The following is an 18858-nucleotide window of genomic DNA, read 5'->3' as shown; positions in this document are numbered from 1 at the left end:
TACGGCAGCATACGCACTGCAAGCGACGGTCGGCGCTTATCCAAGATCCGGCCCCCAATTACGTCAGGAGGCGGGTATTACAGCCCGCGGAAGCATCATGGCACGGCAAGAAGCCAACGAGCAGTTTCTCATCACCTCGTTCCTCGACGGCGCGAATGCCGCCTATATCGAGCAGCTCTACGCTCGCTACGAGGAAGATCCGAATTCCGTCGGTCCCGAATGGCAGTCCTTCTTCAAAGCGCTGGCCGATAATCCGGATGACGTGAAGAAGGCCGCCAAGGGCGCCTCCTGGCAGCGCAAGAACTGGCCGATCCCGGCCAACGGCGAGCTGATCTCGGCGCTGGACGGCAATTGGCCGGTCGTCGAGAAGGCGATCGAGAAGAAGGTTCAGGCGAAGGCCGAGGCCACCGCTGCTGCTGCCGGCACGCCGCTCGATCCGACCGCTGTCCTGCAGGCGACGCGTGACAGCGTGCGCGCCATCATGATGATCCGCGCCTACCGCATGCGCGGCCACCTGCATGCCAAGCTCGATCCGCTCGGCCTTGCAGCGCCGGTCGAGGACTATAACGAGCTGTCGCCGACCGCCTACGGCTTCACCGAGGCCGATTACGACCGCAAGATCTTCATCGACAACGTGCTGGGCCTCGAATACGCGTCGGTCCGCGAGATGATCGATATCCTCGAGCGCACCTACTGTTCGACGCTCGGCGTCGAGTTCATGCACATCTCCAACCCTGAAGAGAAGGCGTGGATCCAGGAGCGCATTGAAGGCCCGGGCAAGGGCGTCGAGTTCACCCCGGAAGGCAAGAAGGCGATCCTCCAGAAGCTCGTCGAGTCGGAAGGCTTCGAGCAGTTCATCGACGTCAAGTACAAGGGCACCAAGCGCTTTGGTCTCGATGGCGGTGAATCGCTGATCCCGGCACTCGAGCAGATCATCAAGCGCGGCGGCCAGGACGGACTGGAAGAAGTCGTGCTCGGCATGGCCCATCGCGGCCGTCTGAACGTCTTGACCAACGTCATGCACAAGCCGCATCGCGCGGTGTTCCACGAGTTCAAGGGCGGCTCCTTCAAGCCCGACGAAGTCGAAGGCTCGGGCGACGTCAAGTACCACCTCGGCGCCTCCTCGGACCGCGAGTTCGACGGCAACAAAGTGCACCTGTCGCTGACCGCCAACCCGTCGCACCTGGAAATCGTCAACCCGGTGGTGATGGGCAAGGCCCGCGCCAAGCAGGACATGATCGCCAAGTCCTGGGATGGCGACGTCATCCCGCTGAAGGAACGCGCCAAGGTCCTGCCGCTGCTGCTGCACGGCGATGCCGCGTTCGCCGGCCAGGGCGTGACCGCCGAAATCCTCGGGCTGTCGGGCCTGCGCGGTCACCGCGTTGCAGGGACGCTGCATTTCATCATCAACAACCAGATCGGCTTCACCACCAATCCGGCCTATTCGCGTTCGTCGCCCTATCCGTCGGATGTCGCCAAGATGATCGAGGCGCCGATCTTCCACGTCAACGGCGACGATCCGGAAGCTGTCGTCTACGCCGCCAAGATCGCCACCGAATTCCGCATGAAGTTCCACAAGCCGGTGGTCGTGGACATGTTCTGCTACCGTCGCTTCGGCCATAACGAAGGCGACGAGCCGGCGTTCACGCAGCCGAAGATGTACAAGGTCATCCGCGGCCACAAGCCGGTTGCCGAGCTCTACGCCGAGCGTCTGATCGCCGAAAACGTCATCACCGACGGTGAATACCAGAAGCTGAAGGCCGACTGGCGCGCCCATCTGGAACAGGAATTCGAAGCCGGCCAGAGCTACAAGCCGAACAAGGCCGACTGGCTGGACGGCCAGTGGACGGGCCTGCGCTCGGCCGATAACGCCGACGAGCAGCGTCGCGGCAAGACCGCCGTGCCGATGAAGAGCCTCAAGGAAATCGGCCGCAAGCTGTCGACCATTCCGGACGGCTTCAACGCTCACCGAACCATCAAGCGGTTCATGGACAACCGCGCGCAGATGGTCGAGACCGGCGAGGGGATCGACTGGGCGATGGCGGAAGCCTTCGCCTTCGGGTCGCTCGCCGTCGACGGCCACAAGGTGCGTCTGTCCGGCCAGGATTGTGAACGCGGCACCTTCTCGCAGCGTCACTCGGTGCTTTACGATCAGGACACCGAAGAGCGCTACATTCCGCTTGCCAACCTGTCGCCAACCCAGGCCCGCTACGAAGTCATCAACTCGATGCTGTCGGAAGAGGCCGTGCTCGGCTTCGAATACGGCTACTCGCTGGCCCGTCCGAACGCGCTCACCCTCTGGGAAGCCCAGTTCGGCGATTTCGCCAACGGTGCGCAGGTCGTCTTCGACCAGTTCATCTCGTCGGGTGAGCGCAAGTGGCTGCGCATGTCGGGCCTCGTCTGCCTTCTGCCGCACGGCTATGAAGGCCAGGGTCCGGAGCATTCGTCGGCGCGCCTCGAGCGCTGGCTGCAGATGTGCGCCGAAGACAACATGCAGGTTGCCAACGTCTCGACGCCGGCCAACTACTTCCACATCCTGCGCCGGCAGATGAAGCGCGACTTCCGCAAGCCGCTGATCCTGATGACGCCGAAGTCGCTGCTGCGTCACAAGCGCGCCACCTCGACGCTGGCGGAAATGGCGGGCGAAAGCTCGTTCCACCGCCTGCTGTGGGACGACGCTGAAGTCATCAAGGACGGCCCGATCAAGCTGCAGAAGGACGCCAAGATCCGTCGCGTCGTGATGTGCACCGGCAAGGTCTATTACGACCTCCTGGAAGAGCGCGAAAAGCGCGGCATCGACGACATCTACCTGCTGCGTCTGGAACAGCTCTATCCGTTCCCGGCCAAGGCGCTGATCAACGAGCTGTCGCGGTTCCGCCATGCGGAGATGGTGTGGTGCCAGGAAGAGCCCAAGAACATGGGTGCCTGGGCGTTCATCGACCCGTATCTCGAATGGGTGCTGGCGCATATCGACGCCAAGTACCAGCGCGTCCGCTACACCGGCCGTCCGGCTGCCGCCTCTCCGGCGACGGGCCTGATGTCCAAGCACCTGGCGCAGCTGGAAGCCTTCCTCGAAGACGCACTCGGCGGCTGATCTCCAGTCGCTTGGTGGCGGCTGAGTTCTCAGCCGCCCCTTCACCCGTTCGAAAATACATCTGACAAACACGGAAACAGATCATGGCCACCGAAATCCGCGTCCCAACGCTTGGGGAATCCGTCAGCGAGGCAACCATCGGCACCTGGTTCAAGAAGGTCGGCGACACGGTGAAGGCCGATGAACCGATCGTCGAACTGGAAACCGACAAGGTGACCGTCGAAGTTCCGGCCCCGGCATCGGGCGTGCTGACGGAAATCGTCGCACAGGCCGGCGATACGGTCGGTCTCGGCGCGCTGCTCGGGCAGATCGCCGAAGGCGCCGCCGGTTCCGCATCGGCTCCGGCCGCCGCTCCGGCCCCGGCAGCTGCCCCTGCAGCGCCGGCCGCTGCTGCTCCGGCACCTGCCGCCGCACCGCAGGCGACTGCCGGCTCGTCGATGCCGCCGGCCCCGGCTGCCGCAAAGCTTGCCGCCGACAACAACCTCTCGACCTCCGACATCGATGGCTCGGGCAAGCGTGGCCAGGTGCTGAAGGGCGACGTGATCGCTGCCGTCGCCAAGGGAACCTCGGCTCCGGCTGCCGCGCCGGCAGCGGTTCCGGCCGCACCGCGCGCTCCGTCGTCCACCGAGGATGCGGCCCGCGAAGAGCGCGTCAAGATGACCCGCCTGCGCCAGACGATCGCCAAGCGCCTCAAGGACGCCCAGAACACCGCCGCCATGCTGACCACCTACAACGAGGTGGACATGAAGGCGGTCATGGACCTGCGCAACCGCTACAAGGACGTGTTCGAGAAGAAGCACGGCGTGAAGCTCGGCTTCATGGGCTTCTTCACCAAGGCCGCCACCCATGCGCTGAAGGAACTGCCGGCCGTCAACGCCGAGATCGACGGTACCGATCTCGTCTACAAGAACTACTGCCACGTCGGCATGGCCGTCGGCACCGACAAGGGCCTCGTCGTCCCGGTCATCCGTGACGCCGACCAGCTGTCGATCGCCGGGGTTGAAAAGGAACTCGGCCGTCTCGCCAAGGCTGCCCGCGATGGCACGCTCGGCATGGCCGACATGCAGGGCGGCACCTTCACCATCACCAATGGTGGCGTCTACGGCTCGCTGATGTCCTCGCCGATCCTCAACGCACCGCAGTCGGGCATTCTTGGCATGCACAAGATCCAGGAGCGTCCGGTCGTCGTCGGCGGCCAGATCGTCATCCGTCCGATGATGTACCTGGCGCTTTCCTACGATCACCGCATCGTCGACGGCAAGGAAGCCGTCACCTTCCTGGTGCGCGTCAAGGAAAGCCTGGAAGATCCGGAACGCCTGGTTCTCGATCTCTAAGAAACTACGTGACATCGAACTGAGGAGAGCAGCATGGATCCGATTTCGGCAAACGCCGCGCATCTTGTCGTGCTGCTCTCGCTCAGCGTTGTCATCCTGCTCTTCCATATCGGCTTGCAGGGGATTCTTGCGACCCGCGAGCTGGGATCGACCTGGAACGCCGGTCCGCGGGATGCCGACAAGCAGCCGACGGGAGTGATGGCCGGTCGCGCCGCCCGCGCCTCGAAGAATTTCCAGGAAACCTATCCGGCCTTCATCGGCCTGCTGCTCGGCCTCGCCTTCATCGGCGATCCGTCCGGCCTTGGCATCGGCGGCGCCTGGATGTGGCTGATCGCCCGCATCGCCTATATCCCGCTCTATCTCACCGGCATTCCGTATATCCGCTCTCTCGTCTGGCTGGTGAGCGTCGCCGGGTTGCTGATCATGATGTTCGCCCTGGTTGCCTGAACTGCCCCGGGCACATCAGGCAAACGCGACGTTTCTAAAAAGGACTTAACTGCATGGCTTATGATCTCATCGTTATCGGCACCGGCCCTGGCGGCTATGTCTGCGCAATCAAGGCTGCCCAGCTCGGCATGAAGGTTGCCGTGGTCGAGAAGCGCGCCACCTTCGGCGGCACCTGCCTCAATGTCGGCTGCATCCCGTCGAAGGCGCTGCTGCACGCGTCGGAAGTCTTTGCGCATGCCAAGCACGGCATGGAAGAGCTGGGCGTCGAGGTCTCCGGCACCACGCTCAACCTCGAAAAGATGATGGGCCACAAGGACGCGACCGTGAAGTCGAACGTCGATGGCGTCGCCTTCCTGTTCAAGAAGAACAAGATCGAGACCTTCATCGGCACCGGCAAGATCGTCTCCGCCGGCAAGGTCTCGGTGACCGCTGAAGACGGCTCGGCGCAGGAACTCGAAACCAAGAATATCGTCATCGCCACCGGCTCCGACGTTGCCGGCATTCCGGGCGTGCAGGTCGAGATCGACGAGAAGGTCATCGTCTCGTCGACCGGCGGCATCGCGCTTGAAAAGGTCCCGGCCCACATGGTGGTCGTCGGCGGCGGCGTGATCGGCCTCGAGCTCGGCTCGGTATGGATGCGTCTCGGCGCCAAGGTCACCGTCGTCGAATATCTCGACACCATCCTCGGCGGCATGGACGGCGAAGTCTCCAAGCAGTTCCAGCGCATCCTCGCCAAGCAGGGCATGGACTTCAAGCTGGGTGCCAAGGTCACCGGCGTCGAGAAGTCCGAGACCGGCGCCAAGGTCACCTTCGAGCCGGTCAAGGGCGGCGAAGCCCAGACCGTCGATGCGGACGTTGTGCTGATCTCCACCGGCCGCAAGCCGTTCACGGCGGGCCTCGGGCTGGAAGAAGCGGGCGTCGTGCTCGACAACCGCGGCCGCGTCGAGATCGACGGCCACTACGCGACCAACGTCCCGGGCATCTATGCCATCGGCGACGTGGTCAAGGGCCCGATGCTTGCCCACAAGGCGGAAGACGAGGGCGTGGCGCTTGCCGAAATTCTCGCCGGCCAGCACGGCCACGTGAACTACGACGTCATACCGGGCGTCGTCTACACGCAGCCGGAAGTCGCCTCGGTCGGCAAGACCGAGGAAGAGCTGAAGTCGGCCGGCACCGCCTACAAGGTCGGCAAGTTCCCGTTCATGGCCAATGGCCGTGCGCGCGCCATGCTGGCGACGGAAGGTTTCGTCAAGGTTCTGGCCGACAAGGATACCGACCGCGTGCTCGGCGTTCACATCATCGGCTTCGGAGCCGGCGAAATGATCCACGAGGCAGCCGTGCTGATGGAATTCGGCGGTTCGTCGGAAGATCTCGGCCGCACCTGCCATGCGCACCCGACGATGTCGGAAGCCGTCAAGGAAGCAGCGCTCGCCACCTTCTTCAAGCCGATCCACATGTGATCGGCGGGGCCGGCACCCGAAACGCACGCTTCGAAGTCCCGCCTGGCCAGTCCAGGCGGGACATTTTCGTTCAGGCAGGTCTCGAACAGTGAGTATTTTGGCGAGCGGCTTCGGGGCGGGTCTCGATCAGTCGACCCGCGTCACCGCAAATCCCTGCTGGCGCAGGAGGCTTACCAGCCCGTCCTTTCCAACCAGGTGCAGCGCGCCGACGGCGATGAAGGCACCGCCCTCGTTCAGCATCGGCAAAGCGCGTTCGGCCATGGTGTGGTTGCGGCGGCTGACGATGCGCTCCTCGAATTCGGCATAGCCTTCGCCCTCTGTACCGTCCGGTGCCACCGCCTTCAGCATCGGCATGGTCATGCCGATCTCGCCGGACAGATAGAGTTCGGTCATCGTCGCGGTGACGTCGTCCATCCGGTCGCCCATGGCGATCATCTCCATCAGCGACTTGATGTGGAAGTCGGTGGGGATCGATGCCATGGCCGAGAGCTGCTCCTGCATCGTCTCCAGCCCCTTCACCGGCTTGCCGGCCGCGACCGCCTGCTCGGCAATCTGCTTGTCGAGGAAGGAGGCGCCCTTGGCCTTGCGGGCAAGCTCACATGCCGGCAGGGCGATGAAGCTCGACAGCATCCACGGCTGCATGCGCGAGACAGCGGCAAGCGGAATGCCGCGCTTCTTCAGCGAGGCTTCGAGCTTTGCCGCATCCTGCGGCGACAGGAACGTCTGGATTGTCGCGCCGTCGGTCATCATCGTCAGCTCCGGCTTGACGAGCATCTTCGCCATCGCCTGCTTCTCGTCGAGGATCTCGTCGGATTCAACGACGATCACCTTTGCGGAATCGCGGGCTTCGACGGCACCCTTCGGCATGGCGAGCACCCGGGGATCGGTCACGTGCATGGTGCCGAGCAGCCAGGAGGGCGCAAGGCCCGGCCTGTCGATCTTCCAGAACAGACCCCGGCCGTTCTCCACCTTATCGGCTTCCGCCACCAGCCCGGCATAGGCGGACGGATCGCGGGCTTTCATCTCGGTGAGGATGTTGGCTCCGTCGCACGTGTCGCCCGCCGCGCGTGCCGGGACCGCAAGGCCGAGCACGACCAGGAACGTCAGAAACGCCAGCACGTGCAGTGCGGCCAGCAGCCAGAGAGCCTGGTCGCCGGGCTCCCGGCGGACAGAACGGAGATGGGGGAAGATGCGATGGGTCATGGGGATCGCTTTAACCCTGTGGAGGAGCAGAGAGGCTTAACGAACATGGTTAATGCGGTGTCTGCCGGCCTGTTCCTCAGGCGCGCGGATGGGCGCGGTCGTAAACTTCCAGCAGCCGCGCCTGGTCGACGCCGGTATAGATCTGCGTCGTAGACAGGCTGGCATGGCCGAGCAGTTCCTGGATGGTGCGCAGGTCGCCGCCGCCTGCCAGGAGGTGGGTGGCGAAGGAATGGCGCAGCGCATGCGGCGTGGCGCTGTCGGGTAGCCCCATCGCGCCGCGCAGCTTCTGCATCTCGCGCTGGATGATCGCCGGCTGCAGCTTTCCACCGCGGGCGCCGCGAAACAGCGGCTGGTCGTCGTCGAGATGGTAGGGGCAGAGCGTGCGATACTCGTCGATGGCGCGCGGCACGACGTCGAGCACCGGCACGATCCGCGTCTTGCCGCCCTTGCCGGTGACACGCAGCGTGCGGGCATCTCCCGGCAGGTCGGCGGGCGTCAGGTCCAGTGCTTCCGCAATGCGCAGGCCGCAGCCGTAGAGCAGCGTCAACACGGCGGCGTCGCGGGCGGCGATCCATGGCTCGTCGTTGAGCTGCGCCTGGCGGGTCACCAGCTCGACGGCCTGGCGGTCGGTGAGCGGCTTGGGCAGCGATTTCGGCTGACGCGGCGCGCGGATGGCGCCGGCGGCGGCGGCGTTGATCAGGCCCTTCCGTTCCAGGTAGCGCAGGAACGACCGCAGTCCTGCCAGGTGCCGGCCGAGCGAGCGGGCGCCGGAGCCGTCCCTTCGCCGCTTGGCCAGAAAGGCGCGAAGGTCGGCGGTGCGCAGGGTGTGGATGTGCGACAGAGCCGGCGGATGGCCAAGATGCGTGGTCAGGAAGGTCAGGAACTGCCGCGTGTCCCGCTCGTAGGCCTGCAGCGTGTTTGCCGCCAGACGTCGCTCGCCCGACAGCTGGTCCAGCCATTGCCGCCGCTGCTCCAGCAGGTCAGGCCCCGCCAGGATGAGGATCTCGTTCACGCCAGGTCCATTGTTTTTGTGGGCTCAGGCACCACATTGATGGCGGTGGCGTTACCAATTCGCTAAGAGGGCACCGTCACGTTTCGATCACAGTGGATTGCGATAAAGCTGTGCATGTTTGGCGGGAGTTCTTATGCAGCGCCGTGAAGCCTTGTCCGCGTTCGGGCAATTAGCCGAGGCGATTGCCCTCGTATCCCACGGCAGCCCGGGCCATATCGTCGATACGCTGATTGCCGAGCGCGGCACGCGCATCGTCCACCATCCGCTGTGGCCGGTCATGCGGCCTTTCCTGTATTCGCTGCTGCGCTACAGCCGGGCGATCCGCTTCACCAACGACATCGAGAGCCTGTCCGGCTTCCAGTCGTTCGAGCACCTGAGCAACCTGCTGAAGCTCGATATCCGCGTCCGCAACCCGCAGCGTATTCCGTCGTCGGGCGGCTTCATCCTGGTCAGCAATCATCCAACCGGCATTGCCGACGGCGTCGCGGTCTTCGATCTCCTCAAGGAACGTCGTCCCGACATGATGTTCTTTGCCAACCGCGATGCGGTGCGCGTCAATCCGCGGTTTTCCGAGATGATCATCCCGGTCGAATGGCGCGAGGAGCACAAGTCGAAGCTCAAGGCGCGCGAGACGTTGCGGCTGACCAACCACGCGGTGGAGGCGGGCAAGGTGACGGTGCTCTTTCCCTCCGGCCGCATCGCCTACTGGGAGAACGGCCGGCTCAACGAGCGGCCGTGGAAGACCTCGGCCGTCGGGCTTGCGCGCAAGTACAATCTGCCGATCCTGCCGGTGCATCTGACGGCGCGCAATTCCGGCCTGTTCTACTGGTTCGCCAAGTGGTCGACGGAACTGCGCGACATGACGGTGTTCTACGAACTGCTCAACAAGAAGGGCGGCCACTTCGATTTCTCCATCGGCCAGATGATCCTGCCCCAGCAGCTGGACGGCGATCCGGCAGAGGTGACCAGGGCGCTGGAGCACCATACGGTGAATGAAATGGCCGCCGATGGCGACGCCGTGTTTCAGCCGCCGGGATCGTCGGCGATGACCGCCGCCTGAGCGATCCGCCTATCGGATCACCGACCCCGGTTCATCCGGCCGCGGTCCTGCGCTAGGAATGGCACATGCTGCTTCGTTCGATGTTTGCCGCAAACTACCGCTCGCTGCGGGCGATCCGCATGGATCTCGCCGGCGTCAACCTGTTCATCGGCGAAAACGGCGTTGGCAAGTCCAATCTCTACCGCGCCCTGCAGCTGGTGCAGGCGGCGGTGCGCGGCACGCTTGCCCATGAGATTGCTGCCGAAGGCGGCATGGCGTCGGCACTGTGGTCAGGGCCACGCCGCGCGGAGAAGAACTTCCGCATCAAATTCGAAGTGGAGGTGCTGGACGAGGAGCGCGCCATCACTTTCCGCTATCGCGTCGAGGCCGGACTGCGGCCGCTCGAGGCGGCAGCCGGATTTGCCTTCGAGCCGCAGGTGAAGGCCGAGGAGCTGTCGGTCGAAACCGGTTCGCGACCGGTGACGATGATGAAACGGGCCGGACCCGGCATCATGGTGCGCGGGCCGACCGGGCGCATGCAGGAATATCCGGAGCAGGCGATGACTTCCGAGACCGCCATCGCGCTTCTCGGCGATGCCGGCCACTATCCGGAGATCGGCACCTTCCGCCGCATGATCGACAGCTGGCGCTTCTTCCATGGCTTTCGGACCGACCGCGCCTCGCCGCTGAGGCAGCCCTGCCTGGCGGTGACCTCGCCGCTGCTCGACGAGGACGGCAGCAATCTGGCGGCTGTGTTCGCGACGCTCGTGCACATCCGCGGCGATACGGTGGAACTTGCGCGGGCAATCTCCGCTGCCCTCGGTGGCGCCAAGCTCTCCGTGCCGGAGCCGGGCGAGCATGCCGAGTTCGGCCTGGTCTTTCCGGAATTTCCGCTCCGGGTTTTCCAGCCGCGCGAGCTGTCGGACGGGCAGTTGCGCTTCCTCGGCCTGGCGGCCGGGTTGATGTCCTACAGGCAGCCGCCGCTGATTGCCCTCAACGAGCCGGAAGCGAGCCTTCATCCCGACATGCTGCCGCCGCTGGCAGACATGATCGCCGAGGCGTCGCGCGCCAGCCAGGTGTGGATCGTCACCCATTCGGAAGTGCTGGCCGCGGCGGTGGAAGCGCGCTGCGGCACGCGGTCGAAGCGGGTCATCCGGCGGGAGGGCGCCACCTGGATCGAGGGCATGCGTCTGACCGGCGTGATCGACGACGAGGACGACGAAATCTGATTCGGGTTCCCTTTTGTTCCGCATCGGGGCATGGTCCCGCTCAATGGCTAAAGATTCGTCCGACCTCTTCGGCAAGCTTTTCGAAGCGCCCGAGATGACCCATACCGTTCCCGTCCTGGTGCCGCTACCGGTGCCGGAGGCGTACAGCTATGCGGTGCCGGAAGGCATGGCGGTCGAGCCAGGTTCGGTGGTGCAGGTTCCGCTCGGGCCGCGTCAGGTCATCGGCGTCGTCTGGGACGACCCGGACGCCGACAGCGGCAGGCCGCTCGACCCGAAAAAGCTCCGGCCGATCACGCTCGTCTTCGACTGCCCGCCGCTTACCGGCGAGATGCGCCGCTTCATCGACTGGGTGGCGTCCTATACGCTGTCTCCACCCGGTCTGGTGGCGCGTATGGCGGTACGGGCACCGGCAGCCCTGGACCCGGAACCGATGGTCGAGGCGCTGCGCTTTCTGGGCGGTGCACCGGACCGGATGACGCCGGCACGTGCCCGGGTTCTTGAGCGGGTGGCGGATGGCGCGGTGTGGACGCGCATCGGCCTTTCGCATGCGGCGGGCGTGTCGATGAGCGTCGTCGACGGCCTCATCCGGCATGGCCTTTTCGAGACCACCTTTCTACCGCCGCCGCCGGTGGTGGCGCGCCCCGATCCCGATTATGTCGCACCGCGCATCGAAGGGCCGCAGAAGCAGGCGGCTTCCGAAATCGTCGAGACGATGCAGGAGGGCGGGTTTTCCGCAGCCCTGATCGACGGCGTCACCGGGTCGGGCAAGACCGAGGTGTATTTCGAGGCGATCGCGCAAGCGCTGCGCACCGGCAAGCAGGTGCTGATCCTGCTGCCGGAAATCGCCCTGACCGCCAGCTTCCTCGACCGTTTCCAGGACCGGTTCGGCGCCAGGCCGGCCGAATGGCATTCCGACCTGTCGCCGCGCATGCGCGAGAAGGTCTGGCGCGGCGTGGTGACCGGCGAGGTGAGGGTGGTCGCCGGCGCCCGGTCGGCGCTGTTCCTGCCGTTCGAGGAGCTGGGCCTCATCGTCGTCGACGAGGAGCACGATCCTGCCTACAAGCAGGAGGAGCGGGTTTTCTACAATGCCCGTGACATGGCGGTGGTGCGCGCCCGCATCGGCCAGTTCCCGGTGGTCCTGGTGTCGGCGACGCCGTCGGTCGAGAGCCAGGTCAACGGCCAGACCGGCCGCTATCACATGGTCCACCTGCCGACCCGCTTCGGCGATGCGGCGATGCCGGACCTGCATCTTGTCGACATGCGCCGGCATCCCCCCGAACGCGGCGGCTTCCTGTCGCCGGTCATGCTGCGGGCGGTGAAGAAGACCATAGAGAAGGGCCAGCAGGCGCTGCTCTTCCTCAATCGCCGCGGCTATGCGCCGCTCACCCTCTGCCGCGTCTGCGGCCATCGCTTCCAGTGCCCGCAATGTTCGAGCTGGCTTGTCGAGCACCGCTTCAAGAGCCAGCTGCAGTGCCATCAGTGCGGCCATTCGGAGCGCACGCCGGAGGCATGCCCGGAATGTGGAACGCTGGATCATCTGGTCGCCTGCGGGCCGGGCGTCGAACGGATCGCCGAAGAGGTGGAGAAGCATTTTCCCGATGCGCGCACCATCGTCATGTCGTCCGATCTCCTGGGCGGCATGAAGCGCATGCGCATCGAGCTTGAAGCCATCGCCAATGGCGAGGCCGACATCGTCATCGGCACGCAGCTGGTCGCCAAGGGCCACAATTTCCCGCTGATGACGCTGGTCGGCATCATCGATGCCGATCTCGGGCTGGCGAACGGCGATCCGCGCGCCGCCGAGCGCACCTTCCAGCTCTTGAGCCAGGTTACCGGCCGTGCCGGACGAACCGGGCTGAAGAGCCACGGGCTGCTGCAGACCTATCAGCCGCAGCATCCGGTGATGCAGGCGATTGTCTCGGGCGATGCCTATGCCTTCTACGAGCGGGAGATCAACGAGAGGGAAAAGGCCGTGCTGCCGCCGTTTGGCCGGCTCGCCTCGATCATCGTCTCGGCCGACAGCCGGGCTGATGCCGAAGGCCATGCACGCGGGCTGCGGGCCGCCGCCCCGCATGTCGCCGGCATCGCCGTGCTCGGTCCGGCCGAAGCACCGCTTGCGCTGGTGCGCGGACGGCACCGCTTCCGGCTTCTGGTACATGGCAAGCGCAACAGCGACATGCAGTCCTATCTACGCACGCTGCTCGGCAGCGGGCCGAAAGTGCGCGGCACGGTGCAGGTGCAGCTCGACGTCGATCCGCAAAGCTTCCTTTGAGAATCACGCTCCGGCTGCTATGGCCGGCGCACTTTACGTGCGGCATGTCCAAGGATCCGGCATGGAACTCTACTTCCCCAGCGAACTTCCCGAACAGCTTGCCTTCATCGGCGCAGCGCTCGTCGCCTTGACCGGCCTCGTGCTGTTTCTGATGCCGTCAGCGGCGCTCAAGGCGGCCGGCTTCTCGGTCGGCGTGGTGACGCCGGAAGGCTACGGCGCGACGCGCGCGACCGGCGGCATGTATCTCGGTCTCGGCGGCACGGCACTTCTCCTGGCACAGGACTGGATCTATCTCGCCGTCGGTGCCGCGGTGGCACTCGGCGCGCTCGGACGGCTGATCTCGGTGTTTGCCGATCGTGGCGCGACGCCTCGCAACATCGGCTTTATGCTGCTTCAGGTTGTGGTTTCGTGCTTGCCGCTCGGCTATGTGTTCGGCTACTTCTGAAGGCTGAGGAGGCCGGGAGGAGGCCGATCCGCGCATTTCTTCACGGATTGAGACAAAATCGTTTCAAGCCCTTGCAGATAAGGCTCTTTCCGGGGCTGCGCGTGTTGCGAGTCCCTGTGTCCTATGCTAGACGAACCGCGAATTTCGAAAAAACGCCTGGGGCTGACCTCGGTCGAATTCGAGAAATAGAAGCATATTCAACCGCTTGTCTGACTTGGGAAAGCAGGCTCCGCGATTGGGTGATAATCAGGGAATTTGTGCCCGTGGCAGACACATCCCATCAGACTTCCAGCGTGGCCGATCGTTACGCATCCTCGCTTTTCGAGCTGGCGCTCGAAGCGAATGCCGTCGATCAGGTGCGCGCCGATCTTGACCGTTTTCAGGCAATGATCGACGAGAGTGATGATCTCAAGCGTCTCATCGCCAGCCCGGTCTTTTCGTCCGCAGATCAGGCGCGTGCCGTGGCTGCGCTGGCGGACAAGGCCGGTGTCCGCGGCGTCGTTGCGAACTTCCTCAAGGTCGTCGCCGGCAATCGCCGTCTGTTTGCGTTGCCCGGCATGATCCGCGCCTTCCGCGATATCGTTGCCCGTCACCGGGATGAAGTTACCGCCGAGGTCGTCTCGGCCCATGCGCTGTCTGCAGCGCAGGAACAAGAATTGAAGTCGGCGCTGAAGGGCGTCACCGGTAAGGACGTCACGATTGCCATGACGGTCGACCCCACCATTCTCGGTGGCCTGATCGTCAAGGTGGGGTCGCGCCAGATCGACAGTTCCCTTCGCACCAAACTTTCCACTCTTAAGCTTGCATTGAAAGAGGTCGGCTGATGGATATCCGTGCAGCGGAAATTTCCGCAATTCTCAAGGATCAGATCAAGAACTTCGGCCAGGATGCCGAAGTTTCGGAAGTCGGTCAGGTCCTGTCCGTCGGCGACGGCATCGCTCGCGTCTACGGTCTCGACAATGTCCAGGCCGGTGAAATGGTCGAGTTCCCGGGCGGCATCCGCGGCATGGCGCTCAACCTCGAATCCGACAATGTCGGCGTCGTTATCTTCGGATCCGACCGCGACATCAAGGAAGGCGATACCGTCAAGCGCACCGGCGCCATCGTCGACGTGCCGGTTGGTCCGGAACTGCTCGGCCGCGTCGTCGACGCGCTCGGCAACCCGATCGACGGCAAGGGCCCGATCGCCACGACGCGCCGTTCGCGCGTCGACGTGAAGGCTCCCGGCATCATCCCGCGCAAGTCGGTGCATGAGCCGATGTCGACGGGCCTCAAGGCCATCGACGCCCTGATCCCGGTTGGCCGCGGCCAGCGCGAGCTGGTCATCGGCGACCGTCAGACCGGCAAGACCGCCATCATTCTCGACACGATCCTCAACCAGAAGGCCATCCACGACAACGGCCCCGAGAACGAGAAGCTGTTCTGCGTCTACGTGGCCATCGGCCAGAAGCGCTCGACGGTTGCCCAGTTCGTCAAGGTTCTGGAAGAGCGCGGCGCCCTGCAGTACTCGATCATCGTTGCGGCAACGGCGTCCGATCCGGCTCCGATGCAGTATCTCGCACCGTTCGCCGGCTGCGCGATGGGTGAATACTTCCGCGACAACGGCCAGCACGCGCTGATCGCCTATGACGATCTGTCCAAGCAGGCCGTCGCCTACCGCCAGATGTCGCTGCTGCTGCGCCGCCCGCCGGGCCGCGAAGCCTATCCGGGCGACGTCTTCTACCTGCACTCGCGTCTCCTCGAGCGCGCTGCAAAGCTCTCCGACGAGCGCGGCGCCGGTTCGCTGACGGCACTGCCGGTCATCGAAACCCAGGGCAACGACGTTTCGGCCTTCATTCCGACCAACGTGATCTCGATCACCGACGGCCAGATCTTCCTCGAAACCGACCTGTTCTACCAGGGCATCCGTCCGGCCGTTAACGTCGGTCTGTCGGTATCGCGCGTCGGCTCGGCCGCTCAGGTCAAGGCGATGAAGCAGGTTGCCGGTTCGATCAAGGGCGAGCTTGCGCAGTACCGCGAAATGGCGGCATTCGCCCAGTTCGGCTCCGACCTCGACGCCTCGACGCAGCGCCTGTTGAACCGCGGCGCACGCCTGACGGAACTCCTGAAGCAGCCGCAGTTCTCGCCGCTGAAGACGGAAGAGCAGGTTTCGGTGATCTTCGCTGGCGTCAACGGTTACCTCGACAAGATCCCCGTCGATCAGGTCGGCAAGTTCGAGCAGGGTCTGCTGAACTACCTGCGCACCGAAGGTAACGGCGTTCTCGAGGCAATCCGCACCGAGAAGCAGGTTTCCGACGACACGAAGGCAAAGCTCAAGGCAGCGCTCGATACGTTCGCCAAGTCTTTCGCCTGAAAACGGATCAAGCTCGAGGACCGATAACGGATGCCTTCACTTAAGGATCTGAAAAGCCGGATCGCCTCCGTCAAGGCGACGCAGAAGATTACCAGAGCGATGAAGATGGTCGCTGCTGCAAAGCTGCGCCGCGCGCAGGAGGCGGCGGAAGCCGCCCGTCCCTACGCCGAGCGGATGAATGCCGTGCTCGGAAGCCTCGCGGCTGCCAATGCCGGCAACGTCGAGGCGCCGCTGCTGCTGTCGGGCACGGGCAAGGACCAGGTTCACCTGCTGGTCGTGGCGACCGGCGAACGCGGCTTGGCCGGGGGCTTCAACTCCTCGATCATCCGCATGGCTCGCGACCACGCGCTGAAGCTGATTGCCCAGGGCAAGACGGTCAAGATCCTGACCGTCGGCCGCAAGGGCAATGACATCCTGCGCCGCACGTTCCGCGACAACATCGTCGATTACGTGACGTTCCGCGAGGTCAAGCAGCTTGGCTTCGCCCAGGCCGACGAAGTCGCGCTGAAGGTTCTGGCTCTCTACAATGCCGGCGAGTTCGACGTTGCGACGCTGTTCTATGCGCGCTTCCAGTCGGTCATCAGCCAGGTCCCGACGGCCAAGCAGATCATCCCGGCAACGTTCGAGACCACCGAGGCCGCCACAGGTTCCTCGGCGCTCTACGAATACGAGCCCAGCGAGGAAGAAATCCTCGACGACCTGCTGCCGAAGAACATCGCAGTGCAGATCTTCCGTGCGCTGCTCGAAAACAACGCTTCCTTCTATGGCGCGCAGATGTCCGCAATGGACAACGCGACGCGCAATGCCGGTGACATGATCAACAAGCTGACGTTGTCCTACAACCGTCAGCGTCAGGCACAGATCACCAAGGAACTCATTGAAATCATTTCGGGCGCGGAAGCGCTCTGAAGTAAAGAAAGAGGGTAAGTATCATGGCTACCGCAACGGGCTCGTCCCTCGGCAAAGTGACCCAGGTTATCGGCGCTGTCGTCGACGTCGCATTCGACGGCGAACTGCCTGCAATTCTGAACGCGCTTGAGACCGAGAACAACGGCAACCGCCTGGTTCTCGAAGTCGCGCAGCACCTCGGTGAAAATCAGGTTCGCACCATCGCTATGGACTCGACCGAAGGTCTCGTTCGTGGCCAGTCGGTCACCGACACCGGCGCTGCAATCTCCGTTCCGGTCGGCGTCGAGACGCTCGGCCGCATCATGAACGTCATCGGCGAGCCGGTCGACGAAGCCGGCCCGCTGGTCACGCCCTACAAGCGCGCGATCCACCAGGAAGCACCGGCCTTCGTCGAGCAGTCGACCGAAGGTCAGATCCTCGTCACCGGCATCAAGGTCGTCGACCTCCTGGCACCTTACGCCAAGGGCGGCAAGATTGGCCTGTTCGGCGGCGCCGGCGTTGGCAAGACGGTTCTCATCATGGAACTGATCAACAACGTCGCCAAGGCGCACGGTGGTTACTCGGTATTTGCCGGCGTGGGTGAACGTACCCGCGAAGGGAACGACCTTTACCACGAAATGATCGAATCGGGCGTCAACAAGCACGGCGGCGGCGAAGGCTCCAAGGCAGCCCTCGTGTACGGCCAGATGAACGAGCCTCCGGGTGCACGCGCCCGCGTTGCGCTGACGGGCCTCACCATCGCTGAAGACTTCCGCGACAAGGGCCAGGACGTTCTGTTCTTCGTCGACAACATCTTCCGCTTTACCCAGGCAGGTTCGGAGCTTTCGGCTCTTCTCGGCCGTATTCCGTCGGCCGTAGGTTACCAGCCGACGCTCGCCACCGACATGGGCCAGATGCAGGAACGCATCACCACCACCAACAAGGGCTCCATCACGTCCGTGCAGGCCATCTACGTGCCCGCCGACGACTTGACCGACCCGGCGCCGGCAACCTCGTTTGCCCACCTTGATGCGACGACGACGCTGTCGCGTTCGATCGCCGAAAAGGGCATCTATCCGGCCGTGGATCCGCTCGACTCGACCTCGCGCATGCTCGACCCGATGATCGTCGGCGAAGAGCACTACGAGATCGCCCGTAAGGTCCAGACGACGCTGCAGCGCTACAAGTCGCTGCAGGACATCATCGCCATCCTCGGCATGGACGAGCTGTCGGAAGAAGACAAGATGACGGTCGCGCGCGCCCGTAAGATCGAGCGCTTCCTGTCCCAGCCGTTCTTCGTTGCCGAAATCTTCACCGGCGCACCGGGCAAGCTGGTTGCTCTCGAAGACACGATCAAGGGCTTCAAGGGCCTCGTCAACGGCGAATACGACCACCTTCCGGAAGCTGCCTTCTACATGGTCGGCACCATCGAGGAAGCGGTCGAGAAGGCCAAGAAGCTGGCTGCAGCCGCCTGATCAGCTGAGTGACGGCGCGCGGGATTTGATCATCCGGCGCGCCAATCCCGCATCGGTTACGCAAAGCCCCCAGCGCGCGTAATGTACTTTAAGGAAGTTGACCGTCATGGCCGAAGCTTTCAAATTCGAACTGGTCTCGCCGGAGCGCCTGCTCGTGTCGGAAGACGTATCCGAAGTGGTGATTCCGGCGACGCTCGGCGAGATGACGGTGCTGGTCAACCACGCACCGACGATGACGACGATCAAGCCGGGTGTCGTGACCGTCAAGCTCGTTTCGGGTCAGGTGAAGAAGTACGTCGTGTTCGGCGGTTTCGCCGACATCCTGCCGAAGAGCTGCACGCTGCTTGCCGAATCGGCCGTGGCGCAGGACGAAACGAACCGCGACCTGTTCGAGGCCCGCATTGCAGCGCTGCGTCAGGACATTTCTGACGCGCCGACCGACGAGCACCGCACGAAGCTCGAGCATATGCTTGCCGATCTGACACATCTCAACCACACCGTCCTGCCGGGCTGATCCAGCCCGCGGCAGTCATCCGTGCATGCGCGTCGCGCTTCCCGGGGCGAACGCGGATATCCACGAAACGAAACCGCCTGCAACGCACCCCGT

The 18858-nt window shown here is 64.2% G+C and carries 15 protein-coding genes; 13 read left to right on the top strand and 2 right to left on the bottom strand.

All coding sequences use genetic code 11. From position 1 onward, the window contains the following. Window positions 1–97 precede the first annotated feature (97 nt). The 4 genes from ACR65N_RS18715 to lpdA all read left to right on the top strand — a co-directional run bounded on the left by ACR65N_RS18715 (window position 98) and on the right by lpdA (window position 6335). Window positions 98–3094: a 2-oxoglutarate dehydrogenase E1 component gene (locus ACR65N_RS18715; protein WP_430307555.1), complete on the top strand. Its 2997-nt coding sequence runs from the start codon at window positions 98–100 to the stop codon at window positions 3092–3094. An 83-nt stretch (window positions 3095–3177) separates the two neighbouring features. Beyond that, entirely contained in the window at window positions 3178–4428 is a 1251-nt protein-coding gene (gene odhB, locus ACR65N_RS18710) for a 2-oxoglutarate dehydrogenase complex dihydrolipoyllysine-residue succinyltransferase (RefSeq protein ID WP_440458230.1), read from the top strand. A gap of 33 nt (window positions 4429–4461) precedes the next feature. After that, complete coding sequence (locus ACR65N_RS18705; RefSeq protein WP_430307553.1) at window positions 4462–4875, top strand: MAPEG family protein; 414 nt, start codon at window positions 4462–4464, stop codon at window positions 4873–4875. Window positions 4876–4928: 53 nt separating this feature from the next. After that, complete coding sequence (lpdA, locus tag ACR65N_RS18700; protein WP_430307552.1) at window positions 4929–6335, top strand: dihydrolipoyl dehydrogenase; 1407 nt, start codon at window positions 4929–4931, stop codon at window positions 6333–6335. A 126-nt stretch (window positions 6336–6461) separates the two neighbouring features. On the opposite strand, the gene ACR65N_RS18695 is transcribed toward lpdA, so the two are convergent. Together ACR65N_RS18695 and ACR65N_RS18690 are read right to left on the bottom strand one after the other, a co-directional pair. Next, the gene (locus tag ACR65N_RS18695; RefSeq protein ID WP_440458229.1) at window positions 6462–7538 is read right to left on the bottom strand and encodes a TraB/GumN family protein; all 1077 of its coding nucleotides are present in this window, start codon (window positions 7536–7538) and stop codon (window positions 6462–6464) included. A 76-nt stretch (window positions 7539–7614) separates the two neighbouring features. Next, window positions 7615–8550 (bottom strand): tyrosine recombinase XerC, encoded by a 936-nt coding sequence (locus tag ACR65N_RS18690; protein ID WP_440458228.1) that lies wholly within the window; start codon window positions 8548–8550, stop codon window positions 7615–7617. A 133-nt stretch (window positions 8551–8683) separates the two neighbouring features. Between ACR65N_RS18690 and ACR65N_RS18685 the strand changes: the two genes are divergently transcribed. From ACR65N_RS18685 to ACR65N_RS18645, 9 genes are all read left to right on the top strand, one after another. Continuing rightward, window positions 8684–9610: a GNAT family N-acetyltransferase gene (locus tag ACR65N_RS18685; RefSeq protein WP_440458227.1), complete on the top strand. Its 927-nt coding sequence runs from the start codon at window positions 8684–8686 to the stop codon at window positions 9608–9610. Between the two features lie 65 nt (window positions 9611–9675). Further along, complete coding sequence (locus ACR65N_RS18680) at window positions 9676–10818, top strand: AAA family ATPase (protein ID WP_440458225.1); 1143 nt, start codon at window positions 9676–9678, stop codon at window positions 10816–10818. Window positions 10819–10861: 43 nt separating this feature from the next. Further along, on the top strand, window positions 10862–13090 hold the full coding sequence (locus ACR65N_RS18675) for a primosomal protein N' (RefSeq protein ID WP_440458224.1): 2229 nt from the start codon (window positions 10862–10864) through the stop codon (window positions 13088–13090). A gap of 61 nt (window positions 13091–13151) precedes the next feature. Continuing rightward, window positions 13152–13535, top strand: coding sequence for an AGROH133_08824 family phage infection protein (locus tag ACR65N_RS18670; protein WP_440458223.1), 384 nt, complete (start codon window positions 13152–13154; stop codon window positions 13533–13535). A gap of 257 nt (window positions 13536–13792) precedes the next feature. Continuing rightward, on the top strand, window positions 13793–14359 hold the full coding sequence (locus ACR65N_RS18665) for a F0F1 ATP synthase subunit delta (protein WP_430307756.1): 567 nt from the start codon (window positions 13793–13795) through the stop codon (window positions 14357–14359). Further along, on the top strand, window positions 14359–15888 hold the full coding sequence (gene atpA / locus ACR65N_RS18660) for a F0F1 ATP synthase subunit alpha (protein WP_440458222.1): 1530 nt from the start codon (window positions 14359–14361) through the stop codon (window positions 15886–15888). The genes ACR65N_RS18665 and atpA overlap by 1 nt, the downstream gene beginning before the upstream one ends. Before the next feature lie 30 nt (window positions 15889–15918). Continuing rightward, window positions 15919–16797 carry a F0F1 ATP synthase subunit gamma gene (locus tag ACR65N_RS18655; RefSeq protein WP_430307541.1) on the top strand — a complete coding sequence of 293 codons (879 nt, stop codon included), beginning with the start codon at window positions 15919–15921 and terminating at the stop codon, window positions 16795–16797. Window positions 16798–16820: 23 nt separating this feature from the next. Beyond that, window positions 16821–18251, top strand: coding sequence for a F0F1 ATP synthase subunit beta (gene atpD, locus ACR65N_RS18650; protein WP_430307540.1), 1431 nt, complete (start codon window positions 16821–16823; stop codon window positions 18249–18251). Window positions 18252–18357: 106 nt separating this feature from the next. Next, window positions 18358–18765 (top strand): F0F1 ATP synthase subunit epsilon, encoded by a 408-nt coding sequence (locus ACR65N_RS18645; protein WP_430307539.1) that lies wholly within the window; start codon window positions 18358–18360, stop codon window positions 18763–18765. The last annotated feature ends 93 nt before the right edge of the window (window positions 18766–18858 follow it).

Source organism: Rhizobium sp. SAFR-030 (genome assembly GCF_059415005.1).
The sequence above is the reverse complement of the archived record's forward strand: the minus strand, read 5'-3'. Positions and strand labels throughout refer to the sequence as shown.